The 16,359-nt window shown below is 73.6% G+C and carries 17 protein-coding genes and 7 tRNA genes; 10 read left to right on the top strand and 14 right to left on the bottom strand.

Annotation, left to right across the window (positions count from 1 at the left end; all coding sequences use genetic code 11):
- Positions 1 to 19: 19 nt before the first annotated feature.
- The 3 genes from thrS to EIZ62_RS27335 all read right to left on the bottom strand — a co-directional run bounded on the left by thrS (position 20) and on the right by EIZ62_RS27335 (position 3,894).
- Positions 20 to 1,996, bottom strand: a complete 1,977-nt coding sequence (gene thrS, locus EIZ62_RS27345) for a threonine--tRNA ligase (protein ID WP_156695331.1) — start codon at positions 1,994 to 1,996, stop codon at positions 20 to 22.
- A gap of 105 nt (positions 1,997 to 2,101) precedes the next feature.
- Positions 2,102 to 3,328 (bottom strand): hypothetical protein, encoded by a 1,227-nt coding sequence (locus EIZ62_RS27340; protein WP_425281853.1) that lies wholly within the window; start codon positions 3,326 to 3,328, stop codon positions 2,102 to 2,104.
- Positions 3,328 to 3,894 carry a DUF4365 domain-containing protein gene (locus EIZ62_RS27335; protein ID WP_156695330.1) on the bottom strand — a complete coding sequence of 189 codons (567 nt, stop codon included), beginning with the start codon at positions 3,892 to 3,894 and terminating at the stop codon, positions 3,328 to 3,330. Before EIZ62_RS27335 ends, EIZ62_RS27340 begins: the two co-directional genes overlap by 1 nt.
- 155 nt (positions 3,895 to 4,049) lie before the next feature.
- Here EIZ62_RS27335 and EIZ62_RS27330 point away from each other — a divergent pair, with 155 nt between their 5' ends.
- Positions 4,050 to 4,778 (top strand): 3'-5' exonuclease, encoded by a 729-nt coding sequence (locus tag EIZ62_RS27330; RefSeq protein ID WP_156695329.1) that lies wholly within the window; start codon positions 4,050 to 4,052, stop codon positions 4,776 to 4,778.
- Between the two features lie 66 nt (positions 4,779 to 4,844).
- On the opposite strand, the gene EIZ62_RS27325 is transcribed toward EIZ62_RS27330, so the two are convergent.
- Together EIZ62_RS27325 and EIZ62_RS27320 are read right to left on the bottom strand one after the other, a co-directional pair.
- Positions 4,845 to 4,916: transfer RNA gene (locus EIZ62_RS27325), tRNA-Val, on the bottom strand.
- A gap of 39 nt (positions 4,917 to 4,955) precedes the next feature.
- Entirely contained in the window at positions 4,956 to 5,405 is a 450-nt protein-coding gene (locus EIZ62_RS27320; protein ID WP_156695328.1) for an SRPBCC family protein, read from the bottom strand.
- Between the two features lie 89 nt (positions 5,406 to 5,494).
- On the opposite strand from EIZ62_RS27320, the gene EIZ62_RS27315 reads away from it, so the two are divergent.
- On the top strand, positions 5,495 to 7,807 hold the full coding sequence (locus tag EIZ62_RS27315) for an SCO7613 C-terminal domain-containing membrane protein (protein ID WP_156695327.1): 2,313 nt from the start codon (positions 5,495 to 5,497) through the stop codon (positions 7,805 to 7,807).
- A gap of 53 nt (positions 7,808 to 7,860) precedes the next feature.
- On the opposite strand, the gene EIZ62_RS27310 is transcribed toward EIZ62_RS27315, so the two are convergent.
- Both EIZ62_RS27310 and EIZ62_RS27305 read right to left on the bottom strand, forming a co-directional pair.
- Positions 7,861 to 7,935: transfer RNA gene (locus EIZ62_RS27310), tRNA-Val, on the bottom strand.
- Positions 7,936 to 8,001: 66 nt separating this feature from the next.
- Positions 8,002 to 8,469 carry a TIGR02611 family protein gene (locus tag EIZ62_RS27305; protein ID WP_156695326.1) on the bottom strand — a complete coding sequence of 156 codons (468 nt, stop codon included), beginning with the start codon at positions 8,467 to 8,469 and terminating at the stop codon, positions 8,002 to 8,004.
- Positions 8,470 to 8,659: 190 nt separating this feature from the next.
- Here EIZ62_RS27305 and EIZ62_RS27300 point away from each other — a divergent pair, with 190 nt between their 5' ends.
- Positions 8,660 to 9,073: an SsgA family sporulation/cell division regulator gene (locus EIZ62_RS27300; RefSeq protein ID WP_003959770.1), complete on the top strand. Its 414-nt coding sequence runs from the start codon at positions 8,660 to 8,662 to the stop codon at positions 9,071 to 9,073.
- Positions 9,074 to 9,331: 258 nt separating this feature from the next.
- A complete protein-coding gene (locus EIZ62_RS27295) occupies positions 9,332 to 9,892 on the top strand; it encodes a CGNR zinc finger domain-containing protein (protein ID WP_156695325.1) in 561 nt (186 codons plus the stop codon).
- Positions 9,893 to 9,912: 20 nt separating this feature from the next.
- Here EIZ62_RS27295 and EIZ62_RS27290 read toward each other — a convergent pair whose 3' ends face one another.
- Both EIZ62_RS27290 and EIZ62_RS27285 read right to left on the bottom strand, forming a co-directional pair.
- Positions 9,913 to 10,101 carry a hypothetical protein gene (locus EIZ62_RS27290; protein ID WP_156695324.1) on the bottom strand — a complete coding sequence of 63 codons (189 nt, stop codon included), beginning with the start codon at positions 10,099 to 10,101 and terminating at the stop codon, positions 9,913 to 9,915.
- 114 nt (positions 10,102 to 10,215) lie between these two features.
- The gene (locus EIZ62_RS27285; RefSeq protein WP_156695323.1) at positions 10,216 to 10,650 is read right to left on the bottom strand and encodes a hypothetical protein; all 435 of its coding nucleotides are present in this window, start codon (positions 10,648 to 10,650) and stop codon (positions 10,216 to 10,218) included.
- A 173-nt stretch (positions 10,651 to 10,823) separates the two neighbouring features.
- Here EIZ62_RS27285 and EIZ62_RS27280 point away from each other — a divergent pair, with 173 nt between their 5' ends.
- On the top strand, positions 10,824 to 11,357 hold the full coding sequence (locus EIZ62_RS27280) for a DsbA family protein (RefSeq protein WP_156695322.1): 534 nt from the start codon (positions 10,824 to 10,826) through the stop codon (positions 11,355 to 11,357).
- A gap of 6 nt (positions 11,358 to 11,363) precedes the next feature.
- Here EIZ62_RS27280 and EIZ62_RS27275 read toward each other — a convergent pair whose 3' ends face one another.
- Genes EIZ62_RS27275 through EIZ62_RS27265 form a run of 3 tightly spaced genes read right to left on the bottom strand, consistent with a single transcriptional unit; the run spans position 11,364 to position 14,101 of the window.
- Complete coding sequence (locus tag EIZ62_RS27275; protein ID WP_156695321.1) at positions 11,364 to 12,203, bottom strand: GNAT family N-acetyltransferase; 840 nt, start codon at positions 12,201 to 12,203, stop codon at positions 11,364 to 11,366.
- A gap of 33 nt (positions 12,204 to 12,236) precedes the next feature.
- Positions 12,237 to 13,049 carry an aminotransferase class IV gene (locus EIZ62_RS27270; protein WP_156695320.1) on the bottom strand — a complete coding sequence of 271 codons (813 nt, stop codon included), beginning with the start codon at positions 13,047 to 13,049 and terminating at the stop codon, positions 12,237 to 12,239.
- Positions 13,046 to 14,101 carry a chorismate-binding protein gene (locus tag EIZ62_RS27265; RefSeq protein ID WP_156695319.1) on the bottom strand — a complete coding sequence of 352 codons (1,056 nt, stop codon included), beginning with the start codon at positions 14,099 to 14,101 and terminating at the stop codon, positions 13,046 to 13,048. The genes EIZ62_RS27270 and EIZ62_RS27265 overlap by 4 nt, the downstream gene beginning before the upstream one ends.
- 145 nt (positions 14,102 to 14,246) lie before the next feature.
- Between EIZ62_RS27265 and EIZ62_RS27260 the strand changes: the two genes are divergently transcribed.
- The 5 genes from EIZ62_RS27260 (at position 14,247) to EIZ62_RS27240 (ending at position 14,699) form a co-directional block, all read left to right on the top strand.
- A tRNA-Gly gene (locus tag EIZ62_RS27260) sits at positions 14,247 to 14,319 on the top strand.
- A gap of 37 nt (positions 14,320 to 14,356) precedes the next feature.
- Positions 14,357 to 14,430, top strand: a tRNA-Cys gene (locus EIZ62_RS27255).
- 1 nt (position 14,431) lies between these two features.
- A tRNA-Val gene (locus tag EIZ62_RS27250) sits at positions 14,432 to 14,503 on the top strand.
- Positions 14,504 to 14,522: 19 nt separating this feature from the next.
- Positions 14,523 to 14,594 (top strand) — tRNA-Val (locus EIZ62_RS27245).
- Positions 14,595 to 14,627: 33 nt separating this feature from the next.
- A tRNA-Val gene (locus tag EIZ62_RS27240) sits at positions 14,628 to 14,699 on the top strand.
- Positions 14,700 to 14,757: 58 nt separating this feature from the next.
- On the opposite strand, the gene EIZ62_RS27235 is transcribed toward EIZ62_RS27240, so the two are convergent.
- Both EIZ62_RS27235 and EIZ62_RS27230 read right to left on the bottom strand, forming a co-directional pair.
- The gene (locus EIZ62_RS27235) at positions 14,758 to 15,036 is read right to left on the bottom strand and encodes a TFIIB-type zinc ribbon-containing protein (protein WP_156695318.1); all 279 of its coding nucleotides are present in this window, start codon (positions 15,034 to 15,036) and stop codon (positions 14,758 to 14,760) included.
- Between the two features lie 40 nt (positions 15,037 to 15,076).
- Complete coding sequence (locus EIZ62_RS27230; protein WP_425281852.1) at positions 15,077 to 16,027, bottom strand: phosphotransferase family protein; 951 nt, start codon at positions 16,025 to 16,027, stop codon at positions 15,077 to 15,079.
- Positions 16,028 to 16,359 lie beyond the last annotated feature (332 nt).

Raw genomic sequence — 16,359 nt, 5'->3', positions numbered from 1 at the left:
CGCCCCTGGGCGACGTGCGTCAGACCTGTACGCGGCGCTCCACCACGTCGGCGAGCTTGGCGAGGGCCTCGTCGCGCGGGATGCCGTTCTCCTGCGAACCGTCCCGGTAGCGGAAGGAGACCGTGCCGGCGTTCATGTCGTCGTCACCGACGATGATCATGAAGGGCACCTTCAGCTTCTGGTGGTTGCGGATCTTCTTCTGCATCCGGTCCGATGAGGCGTCCACCTCGACACGCAGGCCCTTCTTCTTCGCCTCGGCGGCGAACTCCTGGAGGTACCCCACGTGCGCGTCGCCGATCGGGATGCCGACCGCCTGGACCGGGGCCAGCCACGGCGGCATGGCGCCCGCGTAGTGCTCCAGCAGGACCGCGAAGAAGCGCTCGATGGAGCCGAACAGGGCGCGGTGGATCATGACCGGCCGCTGGCGGGAGCCGTCCGGCGCGGTGTACTCCAGGTTGAACCGCTCCGGCAGGTTGAAGTCGAGCTGGACGGTCGACATCTGCCAGGTCCGGCCGATGGCGTCCTTGGCCTGGACGGAGATCTTCGGGCCGTAGAAGGCGGCGCCGCCCGGGTCCGGGGTCAGGGGAAGGCCCTGCTTCTCGGCCACCTGGCGCAGGGTCTCGGTGGCCTCCTCCCAGATCTCGTCCGAGCCGACGAACTTCTCGGGGTCCTTGGTGGACAGCTCCAGGTAGAAGTCGTTCAGGCCGTAGTCGCGCAGCAGGTTCAGGACGAAGGTGAGCGTCTTGTCGAGCTCCTCCGCCATCTGCTCCTTGGTGCAGTAGATGTGCGCGTCGTCCTGGGTGAAGCCACGGGCGCGGGTCAGGCCGTGCACGACGCCGGACTTCTCGTACCGGTACACCGTCCCGAACTCGAACAGGCGCAGCGGCAGCTCGCGGTAGGAGCGGCCGCGCGCGTCGAAGACCAGGTTGTGCATCGGGCAGTTCATGGGCTTGAGGTAGTAGTCCACGCCCTCGTCGAGCTGCATGGGCGGGTACATGCCGTCGGCGTACCAGTCCAGGTGGCCCGAGGTCTCGAAGAGCTTGCCCTTGGTGGCGTGCGGGGTGTAGACGAACTCGTACCCCTCTTCCTCGTGGCGGCGCCGCGAGTAGTCCTCCATGACCCGGCGGATGATGCCGCCTCGGGGGTGGAAGACGGCGAGGCCGGAGCCGATCTGGTCCGGGATGGAGAAGAGGTCCAGCTCGCTGCCGAGGCGGCGGTGGTCGCGCTTCTCGGCCTCGGCGAGGAAGTCCAGGTGGGCCTTCAGCTCGTCCTTCGACGGCCACGCGGTGCCGTAGATGCGCTGGAGCATCGGGTTCTTCTCGCTGCCCCGCCAGTACGCGGCGGCGTTGCGCATCAGCTTGAACGCCGGGATGTTCCGGGTGGTGGGCAGGTGCGGGCCGCGGCAGAGGTCCTTCCAGCACAGCTCACCGGTCTTGGCGTCGAGGTTGTCGTAGATGGTCAGCTCGCCGCCGCCCACCTCGACGTCCGCGCCGTCGTCGCTGGACGCGGATCCCTTGATGCCGATGAGCTCCAGCTTGTACGGCTCGCCCGCCAGCTCCTCGCGGGCGGCCTCGTCGCTGACCACGCGGCGGGAGAAGCGCTGGCCGCGCTTCTGGATCTCCTGCATCTTCTTCTCGATGGCCTTGAGGTCATCGGGAGTGAAGGGGCGCTCGACGTCGAAGTCATAGTAGAAGCCGTCCTTGACCGGCGGGCCGATGCCCAGCTTGGCCTCGGGGAACAGCTCCTGCACGGCCTGCGCCATGACGTGCGCGGTGGAGTGCCGCAGGATGTTCAAGCCGTCCTCGGAGGAGATCTCGACCGGCTCGACGGTCTCGCCGTCCTTGATCTCGTACGCGAGGTCCTTCAGCTCGTCCGCGACCCGGGCGGCCACGACGGTGCGCTCACCGGCGAAGAGGTCGGCGGCCGTAGTGCCCGGCGTCACCACGCGCTCTTCCCGCTCGGAATCGCGTTGGATGATCACACGGACGTCTGACACCGGTCTCTCCTGACTGAAGGGGTACCCAAAACCTCTTGCTCGGGCAATAGGAGATGGTACCGAGCCGCCCGGCCCGCCCGCGAAACGGTTTCCCCTCCCCCGGCCTCAGTCGCCCGGCCCGCACGCCTCCCCGAAGAAGCCCAGGTTCTCGTGGAGGGACTTCATCAGCCGGTCCCGCTCCGCCTCGTCGACCTGCACGGGTACGACCCCGGAGGCGTCCGTCAGCCGCCGGAACCCGCCCCGGCTCTCCAGCCGGCCCGCCACCCGCACGGGCAGCCCGACCAGGTGCGCGTGCCCGGCCGTACGGTACGACTCCTCGTCCAGCGCCACCCGGACGTGCGGCACCTCGGCGCCCGCCAGCACCCTCAGCCGCACCGTGCCCGCACCGCGCGGTCCCGACCGGCGCATCCGCACCACCGTCCCGGTGATCCGCACCGGCACGGACGGCTCGTCCTGGAGGTAGCGGGCGCCCGCCTCGCGCAGCGCGGGCAGGTCACCGGGCGAGAACTCGACGGGCTCCGGCCGGGCCGCGCACCCCTCCGGCACCCCGGCGGCGGGCGCCCACGCCAGGGCGATCCTGGCGCCCTCGGTGCCGCGTACGAGGGAGACGAGCGCCTCGGTCAGCTCACGGCTCACGCCCGCCCCGACGGCCGAGTCGAACGCCTCCGGCCTGCCCGTCGCCCGCTGGTAGTCGACGGCCTCGCGGGTCGCGTACAGCGCGTGGTAGAGCCGCGCGGTGACCGCCCGGCCCGGTTCGACCGGCACGAACGCGGTCAGGCCGCGCCCGCCCTGCGCGCTGCCCACCAGGACGCCCTCCAGCGAGGCCTGCGCCTGCCGGCGGTGCCGGGCGCCGTGGTAGCCGGCCCGGCCCCGCACCGCGAGCGCTCCGGCCAGCAGGACCTGCCGGGCGGCGGAGCGCAGCTGCTCCTGCACGGCCCAGGAGACGGTGCCGGAGGGGCTCTGGGGGACGTCCCGCCACCAGCGGACCTCGTCGCTGGGCACGGTCAGGCCGGTGAGGACCTCGCGCGCGGAGGGCGCGGCGCTGCGGGAGAGCGCGGTGAGGGCCTCGCCCAGGAGGTCCTCGCAGTCGGGGAAGGCGCGGTTTTCCGGGACCAGGAGGCTGGTGGCACCCGGTCCCGCTCCGGGGCCGGGCGGGGTCCAGCGGCTGTAGCGGCCGGGCGCCCCGCCGCGGCGGCGCCAGCCGTGCCGGTCGAGCAGCGCGCCGAGGACGCGGGGGTCGACCTGTGCGGGGTCGACGGAGGCGCCGGGTCCCAGGGGGTCCGGCGAGGTCGTGGGGTGCGGCCGCATGGGCTCGTCGATCGGCCGGTGCATCAGGGTCTTCCTCCCGCCCCGACCCGGGTCATGATCTCGCAGAGCGCCCGGTCGTCGAATATCCGATGGGTAGGTATGCGCACGGTGGTGCGGCGCCTGCCGGTGACCGGGTGGCCCGCGAGGTTGGTCCAGTAGCAGCAGTGCCGCAGGTCGAGACGGTCGTGTCCGGCGCGCAGCCAGTCCTCCCGGGTCCGGGGGACGATCATCACGACCAGGATCTTGTGCACCGAGACCGGGGTGCGGGCCAGCTTCACCAGGTGGTCGTTGTCGAGGGTGAAGGAGAACTCGGGCCGCGCGGCCGGGGGCGGGATCTGATAGGTGCACTTGAGCTGCACCTTGATGGTGACCTCGTCGTCCACGGTGTGCGCGGGGGCGCTGTGGCTGACGTGCCAGTCGATGCCGTTGTCCGGAAAGGGCTGGGAGAGCGAGCACCCGGCGGCGGCCGCGACCGCGTGGAGGTAGCCCACCTGAAGGGTCTCCATGCAGGCGGTGGTGGCGAGCGCGCCCCGCAGCGGTGCGATCCGCTCGGGCAGCAGCCCACCGGGTTCGGGCTGCGTGAGCGCCATGGCTCCTCATGCCTTCCGGCCGGCGACGGGGAGTCAGTTCGACTGTCCCTCACCTGTGTTGTCACCACGTTGCGTACGGGGCAAACGGCGCGGGTATCACCGTTCCGGGCAGGGGGATCACGCCATCTGCCGGGCACGCGCGAGGAGTTCGGGGTATGACGCTCTGGTACGAGGGGCCCCTGGCCGCATTCGACACGGAGACCACAGGAGTTGACGTCGAACGGGACCGGATCGTTTCGGCCGCCGTCGTCGTCCAGGACGCGGCGGGCGGACGGGTCCGGTCCACCCGCTGGCTGGTCAATCCGGGCATACCGGTGCCGCGCGCGGCGACCGAGGTGCACGGGCTGACGGACGATCACCTTCAGCGCAACGGCCGCTGGCCCTCACCCGTGGTGGAGGAGATAGCGCGGCAGCTGGCCGAGCACTGCGCGGCGGGCCGGCCGCTGGTGGTGATGAACGCGCCGTTCGACCTGACGCTGCTCGACCGCGAACTGCGGCGGCACCGCGCCTCGTCGCTGTCGCGGTACCTGCAGAACGTCCCGTTGTGCGTGCTGGACCCGCGGGTGCTGGACAAGCACCTGGACCGGTACCGCAAGGGACGTCGCACCCTGACGGACCTGTGCGCCCAGTACGAGGTGGCGCTGGACGGCGCGCACGACGCGGCGGCGGACGCGACCGCGGCCCTGGAGGTCGTACGGGCGGTGGGGCGCCGGTTCGCGGCCCGCATGGAGAGGCTGTCGCCGGCGGAGCTGCACACCCTGCAGGCGGTGTGGCACGCGGCCCAGGCGCGGGGTCTCCAGGCGTGGTTCGCGCGCAACGGTTCGGAGGAGGCGGTGGATCCGGCGTGGCCACTGCGACCCGAGGTACCGGCCGCGGCCGCCTGAACCCGGCGGGCGGGCCCGGCGGGAAACGCGAAGGCCGGTCCGTGGTGACGGACCGGCCTTTCCCGGTGGGCGATACTGGGTTCGAACCAGTGACCTCTTCGGTGTGAACGAAGCGCTCTCCCACTGAGCTAATCGCCCGGGAACGCACTGAACCATACAGGTCCGGTCCCGGTTCCTTCAAACCGTATCCAGGTGCGCGACCAGCCCCCGGCGCCCCGCCCGCATCATCAGCGCGTGGTTGGCGGTGAAGAGGGGACGGGCGGGCAGCGCGAGGCGGCGCAGCAGCGGCCGTTGGACGTCGACCTCCTGCTCGTAGACGGCTCGTGTACGGCCGGCCTCCGGTGCGGTGAGCGTCCACCGGGCCCACCCCTCGACGTCACCGGCGAGCGCGGTCTCCAGGACGTGCGCGACCGGGTCCCGGCGCCGCTCGGTGAGGGTGACGACGAGGTCGTACGGGAGGAAGGACCGGATGCGCGCGGTGCCGGAGCGCTCGTCGGTCCGGGTCGCCTCGCGCACCTGTGGCCACCAGGAGGGGTACGCGTCGGGCCGCTCCAGGACGGCGTAGACGGTGTCCGGCGCGGCGGGCAGGTCCCAGACGCTGCGGAAACGGTAGTGGCACCAGTTCATGTCCGAAGTCTGCGCGCCCGGCGCGTACTCATGCGCGGCTGAGTACCCGCGCTCATGCCGTGCCGTGTGGCCCGGGACACACTCCGCTCATGAACACTGTGCCGCCACCGGCCGAGGAGCTGGTGATCATCAACCGTGAACTGGCGCTGCTCGACGCCCGGAGAAGTCACCTGCTGGCCCGCAGGGCGTGGCTGCTGAGCGTGCTGAACGCCCCGGCCGCCCCAGCGCGCCCGGGGGCGGCGCCTGCCAAGGACGCCCCGCCGCGCAGCGCGCAGAACGTGCTGCTGACGCTGGGCGGTGTGCTGCTGGCGGTCGCCGCGGTCGCCTTCACCCTGGTCAGCTGGGGCCACCTGGGCATCGGAGGCCGCTCGGCGGTGCTCTTCACGGTGACGGCCGGCGCACTGGCCGCGCCGGTGGTGCTGCTGCGCCGGCGCCTGGCGTCGACGGCGGAGTCGGTCGCGTCCCTGGGCCTGCTGCTGACGGTGCTGGACGCGTACGCGGTCCACCGGGTGGCGGCCCCGGACACCGGAGCGCTCGGGTACGCGGCGGGCGCTTCTGCGGTGCTGGCGGCGCTGTGGGCGGTGTACGGGGCGGTCGCCCGCGGGCTGCGGGTTCCGCGGCCGGTGGCGGTGGTGGCGGCGCAACTGCCGTTGCCCCTCTGGGCGCTGGCGTCGGACACGGGTGCGCTGACGGTGGGCTGGGCGCTGCTGGTGACGGCCTCGCTCGACGTGCTGGGGGCGCTGCGGGCACGGCCGGGTGCCGGACTGCGGGTGGTGGCGTGCGTGACGGCCTGCGTGTCGGGCGGCTGGGCGGTGCTGGTCGCGGGCTGGCTGTCGGTGGCGCCGGGCGGGGCCGGACCGGCCGCGCTGCTCCTGGCGGCTGCGGCGCCCGCGCTGTACGGGGCGTGGCGCGTCGGCACGGGGTCGCAGGCCTGGGCCGTCACGTGGGCGGCCGTGGCGGGGCTGCTCGCGGTCGCCGGTGGCGGCGGGCTGCTGCGGGAGGTGCTGCCGGGGTCGTGGACGGCGCCCGTGTACCTGCTCGTCGCCGTGGCGGTCGCCGCGGTCGCGGTCCGCGGCGGGGTGCCGCGTGCGGTGGGGCGCGGCCTGGCGGGTGCTTCCGCGGGAGCGCAGGCGCTGGCCCTGGCGTGGGCACTGCCCCTGGTGGCGGCCGCGGTGACGGGCGTCCGGCCGGGTCTGCCGTGGGCGGTGGCGGTCGTGCCGGTGACGGTCGCCGGGGTGCTCGCGTGCCTGCCGTCGCTGGAGGCGCGCTGCGGGACGCTGGCCCTGGCCTGGGCGGCGGGCATGGCCCTGCCGGAGGCGCTGGCCCTGCCGCACGCGGCGACGCTGGGGGCGCAGCTCGTGCTGACGGCCGGGTTCCTGGCCCTGGCGGTACGCCCGTCGGCGGCCGCCGCCCGCCTGTCCGGGGACCGTGAGGCGGAGGGTCCGCTCGGCGGGGTCGCGCTCGGCGGGGCGCTGCTGGGCGCGGTGGTCGTCGCGGCCGGGGCGTGGCGCACGGAGACGGCGGCGGTCGTCGTGCTGGGCTCGCTGACGGGGCTCCTGGCGGGCGCGGCGGTCCTGGGTGCGGGTCCGCGCCGGACGGTCTCGGCGTGCGCGGCCGTGGTGGCGGGCACCGGCCTGGTGGGCGCCGTCGCGGCGGCGGTGGAGCTGCCGGCGCACCTGACGGGCGTGGCGCTGCTGGCGGTGCCGGTCGTGACGGCGGCGGTGGGGTCGGGGCTGCGGCGCCACCCGGTCGCCGTGCCGGTCGAGCTGGCGGGCACCGCGGCGGGGGCGCTGGCGGTCGGGCTCGCGTCCGCCCGCCCGGCGGTCCTGGCCCTGGTGCTGGGCCTCGGCGGCGTCGTGGCCGCGGCGACGGCGGTACGTTCCGAGCGGCGCCCCGCGGCCGGGTACGCGGCGACGGCACTGTTCGTGGCGGCGGCGTGGGTGCGGCTGGCCGCGTCGGGGGTATCCGCCCCGGAGGCGTACGCCCTGCCGGTCGCGGTGCCCGCGCTGGCGGTGGGCGTGCTGCGCGCCCGCCGCGACCCGGAGGCGTCGTCGTGGACGGCGTACGGCCCGGGGCTGGCGGCCGCCCTGCTGCCGAGCCTGTTCGCGGCGTGGGGCGACACCGGCTGGCCGCGCCCGCTGCTGCTCGGGCTGGTCGCGCTCGCCGTCACCCTCGCGGGCGCCCGGCTGCGGCTGCAGGCGCCGCTGCTGCTGGGCGGGGCGGTCCTGGCCCTGGTCGCGCTGCACGAGCTGGCGCCGTACGTGGCTCAGGCGGTCGGCGCCCTGCCCCGCTGGCTGCCGCCTGCGCTGGCCGGTCTGCTGCTGCTCGCGGTGGGCGCCACGTACGAGCAGCGGCTGCGCGACGCCCGGCGGCTGCGCGACACCCTGGGCCGGATGGGCTGAGCGGGATACGCCGAAGGCCCCGGAGACATCGTCTCCGGGGCCTTCGGTCCGGGTGGTGGGCGATACTGGGTTCGAACCAGTGACCTCTTCGGTGTGAACGAAGCGCTCTCCCACTGAGCTAATCGCCCGGGCGCACCGCAAACATTACCGCATGTCAGCGGGTGCCCCCGACCACCTCCGGCGGCTCGCGCCGGTCATTGGCGGGCGATGTTCCAGGGCAGCGTGAGCCCGTACTTCCACAGGTAGACCGCGGCCAGCGCGGCGACGATCACGAGGCCGACGGTGGTGAGGATGATGTTGCGCCGCCGCACCTTCGGGTCGAGTGCCCGCTGCGCGGCCTCCGTCACCTTCCGCTTCGTCCAGCGCAGCACCAGCTGCGCCCACACGAACTCGGTCGCCCAGATCGCCATGCCGCCGAAGATCACGACCCAGCCGGGCCCCGGCAGGACCAGCATCGCGGCACCCGCGGCCACGACCGCGAGGCCGACGACGAAGACGCCGACCTGCCAGCTGACATGGAGTGTCCTGCGCGCCTTGATGAAGTCGGGCGCCCGCGAACCGAGGGGTGGTTCGGCGGCCACCTCTTCCGTCACGTCCCCCGTCGCGGGCGCCGTGGTCACCGGTGGGGTGACCCTGCGCCGCTCGTCACTCTCCGCATTCATGACGCCCAACCTACCTGACGTGACCGGGGTACCGGAATGGACGCATAACGTCCGCTTGCACACCGCCATACGAGGTACCTCAAGGGCCACAAAACAGACAGAGGGGTTTACAACGGCACCGTAGGTGGCATGTCGATTTCGCCGACGTGCGAATCCCCGAGCGCACACTGAGCGAAAGGCCCTGGCGCTTATGAACACCACGGTCAGCTGCGAGCTGCACCTGCGCCTCGTTGTATCCAGCGAGTCCTCACTGCCTGTACCGGCGGGCCTGCGGTATGACACGGCCGATCCCTATGCCGTGCACGCCACCTTCCACACCGGAGCCGAGGAGACGGTCGAGTGGGTCTTCGCCCGCGACCTTCTCGCCGAAGGGCTCCACCGCCCGACGGGCACCGGCGACGTCAGAGTCTGGCCGTCCCGCAGCCACGGTCAGGGCGTCGTCTGCATCGCGCTGAGCTCCCCGGAGGGCGAAGCCCTGCTCGAGGCCCCGGCGCGGGCCCTGGAGTCGTTCCTGAAGCGGACCGACGCCGCGGTGCCCCCCGGCACCGAACACCGTCACTTCGACCTCGACACGGAGCTCTCGCACATCCTGGCCGAAAGCTGAGGCCAGGCCGAGAGCCGCACGGCGCCGTCCGACTCGGGGCGACGGCGCCGCGCGGAGAGCTCCCACGGCCGTGACCGGCCGGATACGGCGAGTACCGGCGCCGTCACCGCGGAAGCCACCGCGGTGACGGCGCCGGTGCGTTTCCGGCCGCCCCCGGCCCCCGCTCCCGCGGACACCACCCCGGCCCGGCCGGAGCGAGCCGCTAGAGTCGGCGCACATCCGGCGGGCGCCCGCCCGCGACAGGCCAGGGAGCGAATCGTGCTGATCCCCCACGACACCCGGATCGCGCTCGACACCGTCGTCGATCTGATGAACACCGCGCCGGAAGGCGGGCGCGGTGACGGCCTCGGGGACGTGAGCGCGCTGTACGCCTTCGTGCGGAGCCACGACATCAGCGGGGTCGGTGACCTCGGCGAGCAGGACCTGCGGGCCGTACGCGACGTACGAAAACGATTCACCGACGTCTTCGCGGCCCCCGACACCCGCACCGCGTCCGAGCTGATCAACCAGCTCGTGGCCGCCGCGGGCACCACGCCCCAGCTGACCGACCACGACGGCTACGACTGGCACGTGCACTACTTCGCGCCGGGCGCCTCGGTGGCCGACCACCTGGCCGCGGACTGCGGCATGGCGCTGGCGTTCATCGTGGTCGCCGGCGAGCGCGACCGGCTGCGGCACTGCGAGGCGCCCGACTGCGGGCGGGCCTTCGTCGACCTGTCCCGGAACCGGTCGCGCCGCTACTGCGACAGCCGTACCTGCGGTAACCGGCTCCACGTGGCGGCCTACCGGGCGCGCCGCAAGGAGTCGGCGGCCGGCTGAGCCGGCCCGTCAGGGCGCGCTCACAGCACGAACAGATCGTGCACGGCCGCCATCAGCAGCAGACAGCCGATCACCGCCAGGAAGATCATCAGTGGCGGCTGGGAGAGGGCGAAGAGGCATCCGCGCCGCTCCTCGAAGGCCGGTTCGGGGGCATCGGTGGTGGCGGGGGACGACTCCCGCGAGGTCTCGAGCATCTCGGTGCCGATCATGGCGCAGCCGAGCACTCCGTGAACGGCGAACGCCGATGATCGGCAAGGGAGTTCGCGCCATCCGGCGCCACGTGGTAAAGGGCCGCGCGGGCGCCCCGGACGCCGTGCGTCGCCTCAGATGCCGTGCTTCTTCAGGATCGCCTCGATGTCACTGAAGTCCTCGGCGGGCTTGGCCGTGGCAGGCCGGCCGGACCCCGGCGAGGGCGCCGACGCGGCAGGCTCGACCGCCTGGGGCCCCTGACCGCCCCGCTTGCGCTCCTTGCGGGTTCCGCGCTCCACGCGGGCGGCCCCACCACGACGGCGCTCCACCGCCCGCGTCGTCATGAACAGCACCCAGGCGACGCCCAGCACACCGAAACCGGCCCACGCCAGCGGGCTGAACGCGGTCTCGGCCAGCCACTCCACCGCGCCGGTCATCACCAGACCGACCGGCACCAGCGCGTAGGCCGCGATCCGGGCGGCGGCCAGGAACCGCCTGCGGTACGCGGTGATCGCCGCAATCCCCAGCCCGGCCGCGGACACGGCGGAGCAAATCGTCTCGGCAAGCATCCGGTCCTCCAGGCGGGCGCGGGGGCGATACGTCCCTTCCATCCTGCACCGTGCGACCACGCGGAGGCCATGGCGCCGGCCGGTCCGGGAAGGATCTCCGGGACATCTCCGGGGCCCGCCTCCTCCCCAGGTCCCAGTTGGGGCGCCATCCGTCCTGCTGGAAGACTGGGCGCATGACTGACTCCACCACCGACCGCACCGCCACGCCCCCCGTCCTCGACGTCTGGTGCGACCTCCAGTGCCCCGACTGCCACGCCGCCCTGGAGGACATCCACGCACTGCGCGCCCGGTACGGGGACCGGCTGGAGATCCGGCTGCGGCACTTCCCGCTGGAGAAGAACAAGCACGCCTACGCCGCCGCGCAGGCCGCCGAGGAGGCCATCACGCAGGGCCAGGGCCGCGCGTACGCGGAGGCGCTGCTGGCCAGGACCCGGGAACTGGCGGCGGACGGCGAACCGGTGCTGATCGATACCGCACGCCGACTCGGCCTGGACGCCGACGAGTTCGACACCGCTCTCATCGACGGCCGGCACCTGCTGATCGTGGACGCCGACCAGGCCGAGGGCAAGGCCATCGGCGTCACCGGCACGCCGACCTACGTGATCGACGGCCGGCGCCTCGACGGCGGCAAGAGCCAGGAAGGGCTGCGCGAGCGCATCGAGGAGATCGCCGACCGCCTCCTGGCCGACCCGGGCGGCCTCCTCTGACGCCCCTCACAGCAGCGGCTTGAAGCTGTGCACGCGGGTCGTCCGGTAACCGAGCGACTCGTAGAGCCGGACGGCCGGGGTGTTGTCGGTGAACACGTGCAGCCCGATCCGCCGCTCCCCCGCCTCCAGGGCGATCCGCTCGGCGAACAGCATCAGGACCCGCCCGTACCCCCTGCCCCGCTGGTCCTCGGCGACCTGGATGTCGTACACGTACGCGGCCCGCTCGCCGGTGGGCAGCTCCGTCCGGCCGGTCCACAGATGACCGGCGACCGCGCCGTCCCGCACGGCGACGTGGAACGCGACGCCCTCGGTGGCCAGCCCCTCGGCCAGGTACTCGCGGTGGCTCGCCTCGGCCTTCGCCCGGGCCTGCTCCACCGGCATCCCGCGCTCGGCCCAGCCGCGCGCGAACCGGTCCGTGGCCCCGGCCTCCCACTCCCGGAACTCCTCCTCCGTCATCGCCCGGACCTCCACCTCCCCGGGCACCCCGGCGGGCGGTCCGGCGACGTCCTTGGCCATGCTGCGGCTGCGCTCGCTGTACCCCAGGGCCGTCGCCATCCGCCGCGCGACCGCCGCCCCGGCCGGCACCGTGACGGTGACCTGGCCGCAGCCCCAGCCGCGCAGCACCTCCTCGGCGGCCAGCGCCGCCACGGTGCCACGGCCGCGCCGGCGGTCCGGCGCGTCGATGCCGAGCGACCGGATCACCCCGGTCGGCCGCCCCGGCCCGGCCAGGGTGCCGAGCTCGACGGCGCCCACGCGACGGCTGTTCACACAGACGTCGTAGACGCGCGATCGGGCGCCGTCGGGGCTCTGCTGGAGCGGCCCGGCCGGCCGCAGAGTGGTGGTCATCGCCACTGTTCTACCCACCCCGCGGCCCGGTGCTCACATCTGGGCCGCGCGCTCCGCGAAGATCCGCATGGCCTTGGCCGTGACCGGGCCGGGCGCGCCGGGCAGCTCGCGCCCGTCGACCCGGTGCACCGCCTGGACGTCGCGGAGCGTGGACGTCAGGAAGACCTCGTCCGCCCGCTCCAGGACGTCCAGCGGCAGATCCGTCTCATGGGCTCCGGTCCACTCCACGGTCAGGGCCCGGGTGATCCCCGCCAGGCAGCCCGACGCGAGCGGCGGGGTGTGCAGCTGACCGTCCAGGACGACGAACACGTTCGAGCCGGTGCCCTCGCAGAGCCGCCCCACCGTGTTGCCGAACAGCGCCTCGCTCGCGCCCTGTTCGCCCGCCCTCGCCAGGGCGACGACGTTCTCCGCGTACGACGTGGTCTTCAGCCCGGTCAGGGCGCTGCGCTCGTTGCGGACCCAGGGAACGGTGATCACGGCGGTGGTGTCCGGCCGGCGCTTCGTCGGGCCGAGCGCCACGACGACGGTCGGACCGGCGTCGCCGCGGTCGGAGCCGAGCGGGGAGACACCACCGGTGTACGTGATCCGCAGCCGGCCCAGCGGCATCGGGTTGGCCTCCAGGACGGCGGCGCAGGCGCGGCGGATCTCGTCGAGGTCCGGCTCGGGCAGCCCGAGGCCGCGCGCGGAGCGGGTGAGCCGGTCCAGGTGCGGCTCCAGCGCGAAGGGCCGGCCCTCGACCGCCTTGATCGTCTCGAAGACGCCGTCGCCCACGGTCAGGCCGTGATCCAGTACGGAGACCAGGGCGCCCTCCGCGTCGTGCAGCCCGCCGTTGACCCACAGCTTCATGTCCCGATGGTCCTTCCGCTCGCCTCGTACGTTCCCGACGCTACCGCGAGCAGCCGGGCGGCCTTCAGCTCGGTCTCGTCCCACTCGCGCTCCGGGTCGGAGCCCCAGGTGATGCCCGCGCCGGTGCCGAAGCGCAGCACGCCCCCGCCGTCCGCGCGGTCGATCCAGAAGGTGCGTATGCCGACGGCCAGCTCCCCGGTACGACGGTCCGCGTCGACCCAGCCGATGCCGCCGCAGTACGGGCCCCGAGGCGCGGTCTCCAGCGCCTCGATGATCTTCAGGGCACTGGACTTCGGGGCGCCGGTGACCGAACCGGGCGGGAAGGTGGCGTCCAGGAGGTCCGGCCAGCCCGCCTCCGGCGCCAGCTCGCCACGCACGGTGGACACCAGGTGCACGAGTCCCGGGTGCGCCTCGACCGCGCACAGCGCCGGAACGGTGACCGACCCCGTGGCGCAGACCCGCCCCAGGTCGTTGCGGACCAGGTCGACGATCATCACGTTCTCGGCCCGGTCCTTGTCCAGGAGGTCCTGGGCGGTCCTCCCGGTCCCCTTGATCGGGCCGGACTCCACGGTCGCGCCCTGGCGCCGCAGATAGAGCTCGGGCGACGCGGTGGCGATCTCGACGCCGTGGGCGGGCAGGCGAATCGTTCCGGCGTAGGGGGCCGGGTTGCCACGCGCCAGCAGCGCCGTCAGCGCGTCCACATCGGCGGCCGGGTCCGGCAGCGGCGCCGAGAGCACCCGGCACAGGTTCGCCTGGTACACCTCGCCGGCCGCGATGTGCTCCCGGATCCGCCGCACCCCCGCGATGTACGCGGCGCGGTCGAGCGAGGACGTCCAGTCACCGGCGGCCGGCCCGCGCCACGCCCCCGGGACCGGCTCCGGCACCGGGTCGGGGCGCACGTCACCGAAGCGGGCGCAGGTCAGACGGCCTTCGAAGTCCGCGCTGACCACCCAGAAGCCGGCCGAGTCGAGGGCCTCGGGGTCACTGGTGACATCCCGCAGGTCGGTTGCGAGGAGGCCGCCGAAGCGGGCCAGAGGAGCGAGGTCGTGCACAGGTGCGAGTCTATGGCCGGGGCCGACGGGACGGTGCGGACCGGGCTCAGCGCAGCACGCTGGGCAAACGCGTTTTTGTACTGGCCCGGGAATCCGCTAGAGTTCAACACGTCGCCGGGACGCGGAAGCGGACCGGAAACGACAAGCGGACGTGGCTCAGTTGGTAGAGCATCACCTTGCCAAGGTGAGGGTCGCGAGTTCGAATCTCGTCGTCCGCTCGAAGTGGGGGATCACTTCCCGAACCCCTGCACTCCTGGTGGAGTGGCCGAGAGGCGAGGCAACGGCCTGCAAAGCCGTCTACACGGGTTCAAATCCCGTCTCCACCTCCAAGGACGATTAGCTCAGCGGGAGAGCGCTTCCCTGACACGGAAGAGGTCACTGGTTCAATCCCAGTATCGTCCACTGGATCTTCGGATCCCCCGCGCGATTAGCTCAGCGGGAGAGCGCTTCCCTGACACGGAAGAGGTCACTGGTTCAATCCCAGTATCGCGCACGCAGTGCCCATGATCCTCGATCATGGCCCCGAGGACGATTAGCTCAGCGGGAGAGCGCTTCCCTGACACGGAAGAGGTCACTGGTTCAATCCCAGTATCGTCCACACACACCGAAGCCCCGGCCGCCCGAAGCGGCCGGGGCTTCGTCGTGCACTCCCCGGCTCAGGAGGAGAACAGCATCCGCCCGAAGCCACGGTGGTGACCGTGGTGACCGTGGTGCGGGGCACCCCAGGCGGGGGCGTGCTGGGCGGGCGCGGCCGGGTACGCCTGCGGGGCGGGCGGCGCCGGCGGAGCCTGCTGCACCCACTGCGACTCCAGGCGGGTCAGGGCCTCCAGCTCGCCGTAGTCGAGGAAGATCCCCCGGCAGCCGCTGCACTGCTCGATCTGGACGCCATTGCGGTTGTACGTGTGCATCGGCGCATGGCACTTGGGACACTGCATGCTCGGCTCAACTCCTCGCCGTACGGATGATGTCCTCACCCTACGACGGGCCCTCGGCCTCCAACTCCCCCGGGATTGTCGCAATTCGGGCACAAGCGTCGACGACGCACAGCTCGACCTCGTCCAAGTCCCGGTCCTCCGCGGCGCTCTTCGAGACGGCCAGCGCCGCCGTCTGCACCGTCAGCGCACGCGCCGGCACGTCCAGCCGCGGCCACGGGTCACCGTCGGCCGGTACGGCCGGGCCACCCGCCGCCCGGTACGCACCGAGGAAACGCTCCCACACCGCCGGAGCCAGCAGCCCGGCCGCGTACCAGGCGGCCGGGCGGGCCAGGTCCCACGCCGGGTCGCCGACACCCAGGTCGTCCACGTCGATCAGCAGCCACGGGCCACCGTCGGCGGGGTGGCGGACCAGCTGGCCCAGATGCACGTCACCGTGACAGACCGCCGCCCCCGGGCCTGGCGCCTCGCCCCGCGCCCAGGCCGGCAGCCGCGCCCACGCGGCCAGCACCGGCCCGGCCGCCGCGTGCGGCCCGGCCGCCCGCATCCGCGCCACGGCCCGCGCCGCCTTGGCGGGCCCGCGCATGGGAGGCAGCGCGGGCAGCCCGGCGGGCGGTACGCGGTGGAGGCGGGCGACCAGGGCGGCCGCCTCCTCCCACGGGGCGGCGTCCGGATCGCCGGGGTCCACGGGCGCCCCGTACGGCCAGGCGCTGACCGGCCGTCCGCCCAGCCCGCCGGTCGCCACCGGGAGGGGCGGCAACAGGATGTCGGCGAGCAGCGGGTGGGCGGCGACCGCGAGCCGGGCGCGGTGGTCGGCGACCTCGGTGTCCGGGGCGTGCGCCTTCGCCACGGCGTCACCGTGACGGACCACGGTGCCGTCCGGCCGGTCCGCGAGCACGCGGCCGGATTCGCAGGCCCGGCAGGCCTGGTGGGGCACGGCGCCCCTGGCGACGGCGTCGAGCTCCCGTACGAGGGTGTCGGTCTCCTGCTGCACGCCCCTGACCCTACGCGGGCCCGTGAGCGGTTGTCGGTTGCGCCCGGTGGGTACGGTCGGGGCCCCTCCGGGCTCACCTCCTCGGGGTCGGCGGGGCGCCCACCTACTTCTGTCGCCGTATCTCGCCGCCGATCCCCTGCGGGGGCGACCCTGCACGGCCCCTCCCCGCCGTACGCGAACACAGTGCGGCCCGCAGCCGGAAAACGACCCGGGCCGCGGCCGTGCAGGGTCGCCCCCGCAGGCGTTGGCGGCGCCGGGACGGCTCCTTTACGTGCGACCCAAGGCCGCCGGCGCCGAGGAGGTGAGCCCGGAGGGGCCGCGGCCCCCACCCA

The sequence above is a fragment of the Streptomyces ficellus genome, assembly GCF_009739905.1.
In the GTDB taxonomy this organism is placed as follows: domain Bacteria; phylum Actinomycetota; class Actinomycetes; order Streptomycetales; family Streptomycetaceae; genus Streptomyces; species Streptomyces ficellus_A.
This window is presented reverse-complemented; position numbering and strand designations above follow the sequence as displayed.

Coding starts and splice junctions, on each gene's coding strand:
- EIZ62_RS27340 (WP_425281853.1), bottom strand. CDS start 3,328: ATGCACCGGCCGATCGACGAGCCCATGCGGCCGCACCCCACGACCTCG.
- EIZ62_RS27335 (WP_156695330.1), bottom strand. CDS start 3,894: ATGGCGCTCACGCAGCCCGAACCCGGTGGGCTGCTGCCCGAGCGGATC.
- EIZ62_RS27330 (WP_156695329.1), top strand. CDS start 4,050: ATGACGCTCTGGTACGAGGGGCCCCTGGCCGCATTCGACACGGAGACC.
- EIZ62_RS27320 (WP_156695328.1), bottom strand. CDS start 5,405: ATGAACTGGTGCCACTACCGTTTCCGCAGCGTCTGGGACCTGCCCGCC.
- EIZ62_RS27315 (WP_156695327.1), top strand. CDS start 5,495: ATGAACACTGTGCCGCCACCGGCCGAGGAGCTGGTGATCATCAACCGT.
- EIZ62_RS27305 (WP_156695326.1), bottom strand. CDS start 8,469: ATGAATGCGGAGAGTGACGAGCGGCGCAGGGTCACCCCACCGGTGACC.
- EIZ62_RS27300 (WP_003959770.1), top strand. CDS start 8,660: ATGAACACCACGGTCAGCTGCGAGCTGCACCTGCGCCTCGTTGTATCC.
- EIZ62_RS27290 (WP_156695324.1), bottom strand. CDS start 10,101: ATGATCGGCACCGAGATGCTCGAGACCTCGCGGGAGTCGTCCCCCGCC.
- EIZ62_RS27285 (WP_156695323.1), bottom strand. CDS start 10,650: ATGCTTGCCGAGACGATTTGCTCCGCCGTGTCCGCGGCCGGGCTGGGG.
- EIZ62_RS27280 (WP_156695322.1), top strand. CDS start 10,824: ATGACTGACTCCACCACCGACCGCACCGCCACGCCCCCCGTCCTCGAC.
- EIZ62_RS27275 (WP_156695321.1), bottom strand. CDS start 12,203: ATGACCACCACTCTGCGGCCGGCCGGGCCGCTCCAGCAGAGCCCCGAC.
- EIZ62_RS27270 (WP_156695320.1), bottom strand. CDS start 13,049: ATGAAGCTGTGGGTCAACGGCGGGCTGCACGACGCGGAGGGCGCCCTG.
- EIZ62_RS27235 (WP_156695318.1), bottom strand. CDS start 15,036: ATGCAGTGTCCCAAGTGCCATGCGCCGATGCACACGTACAACCGCAAT.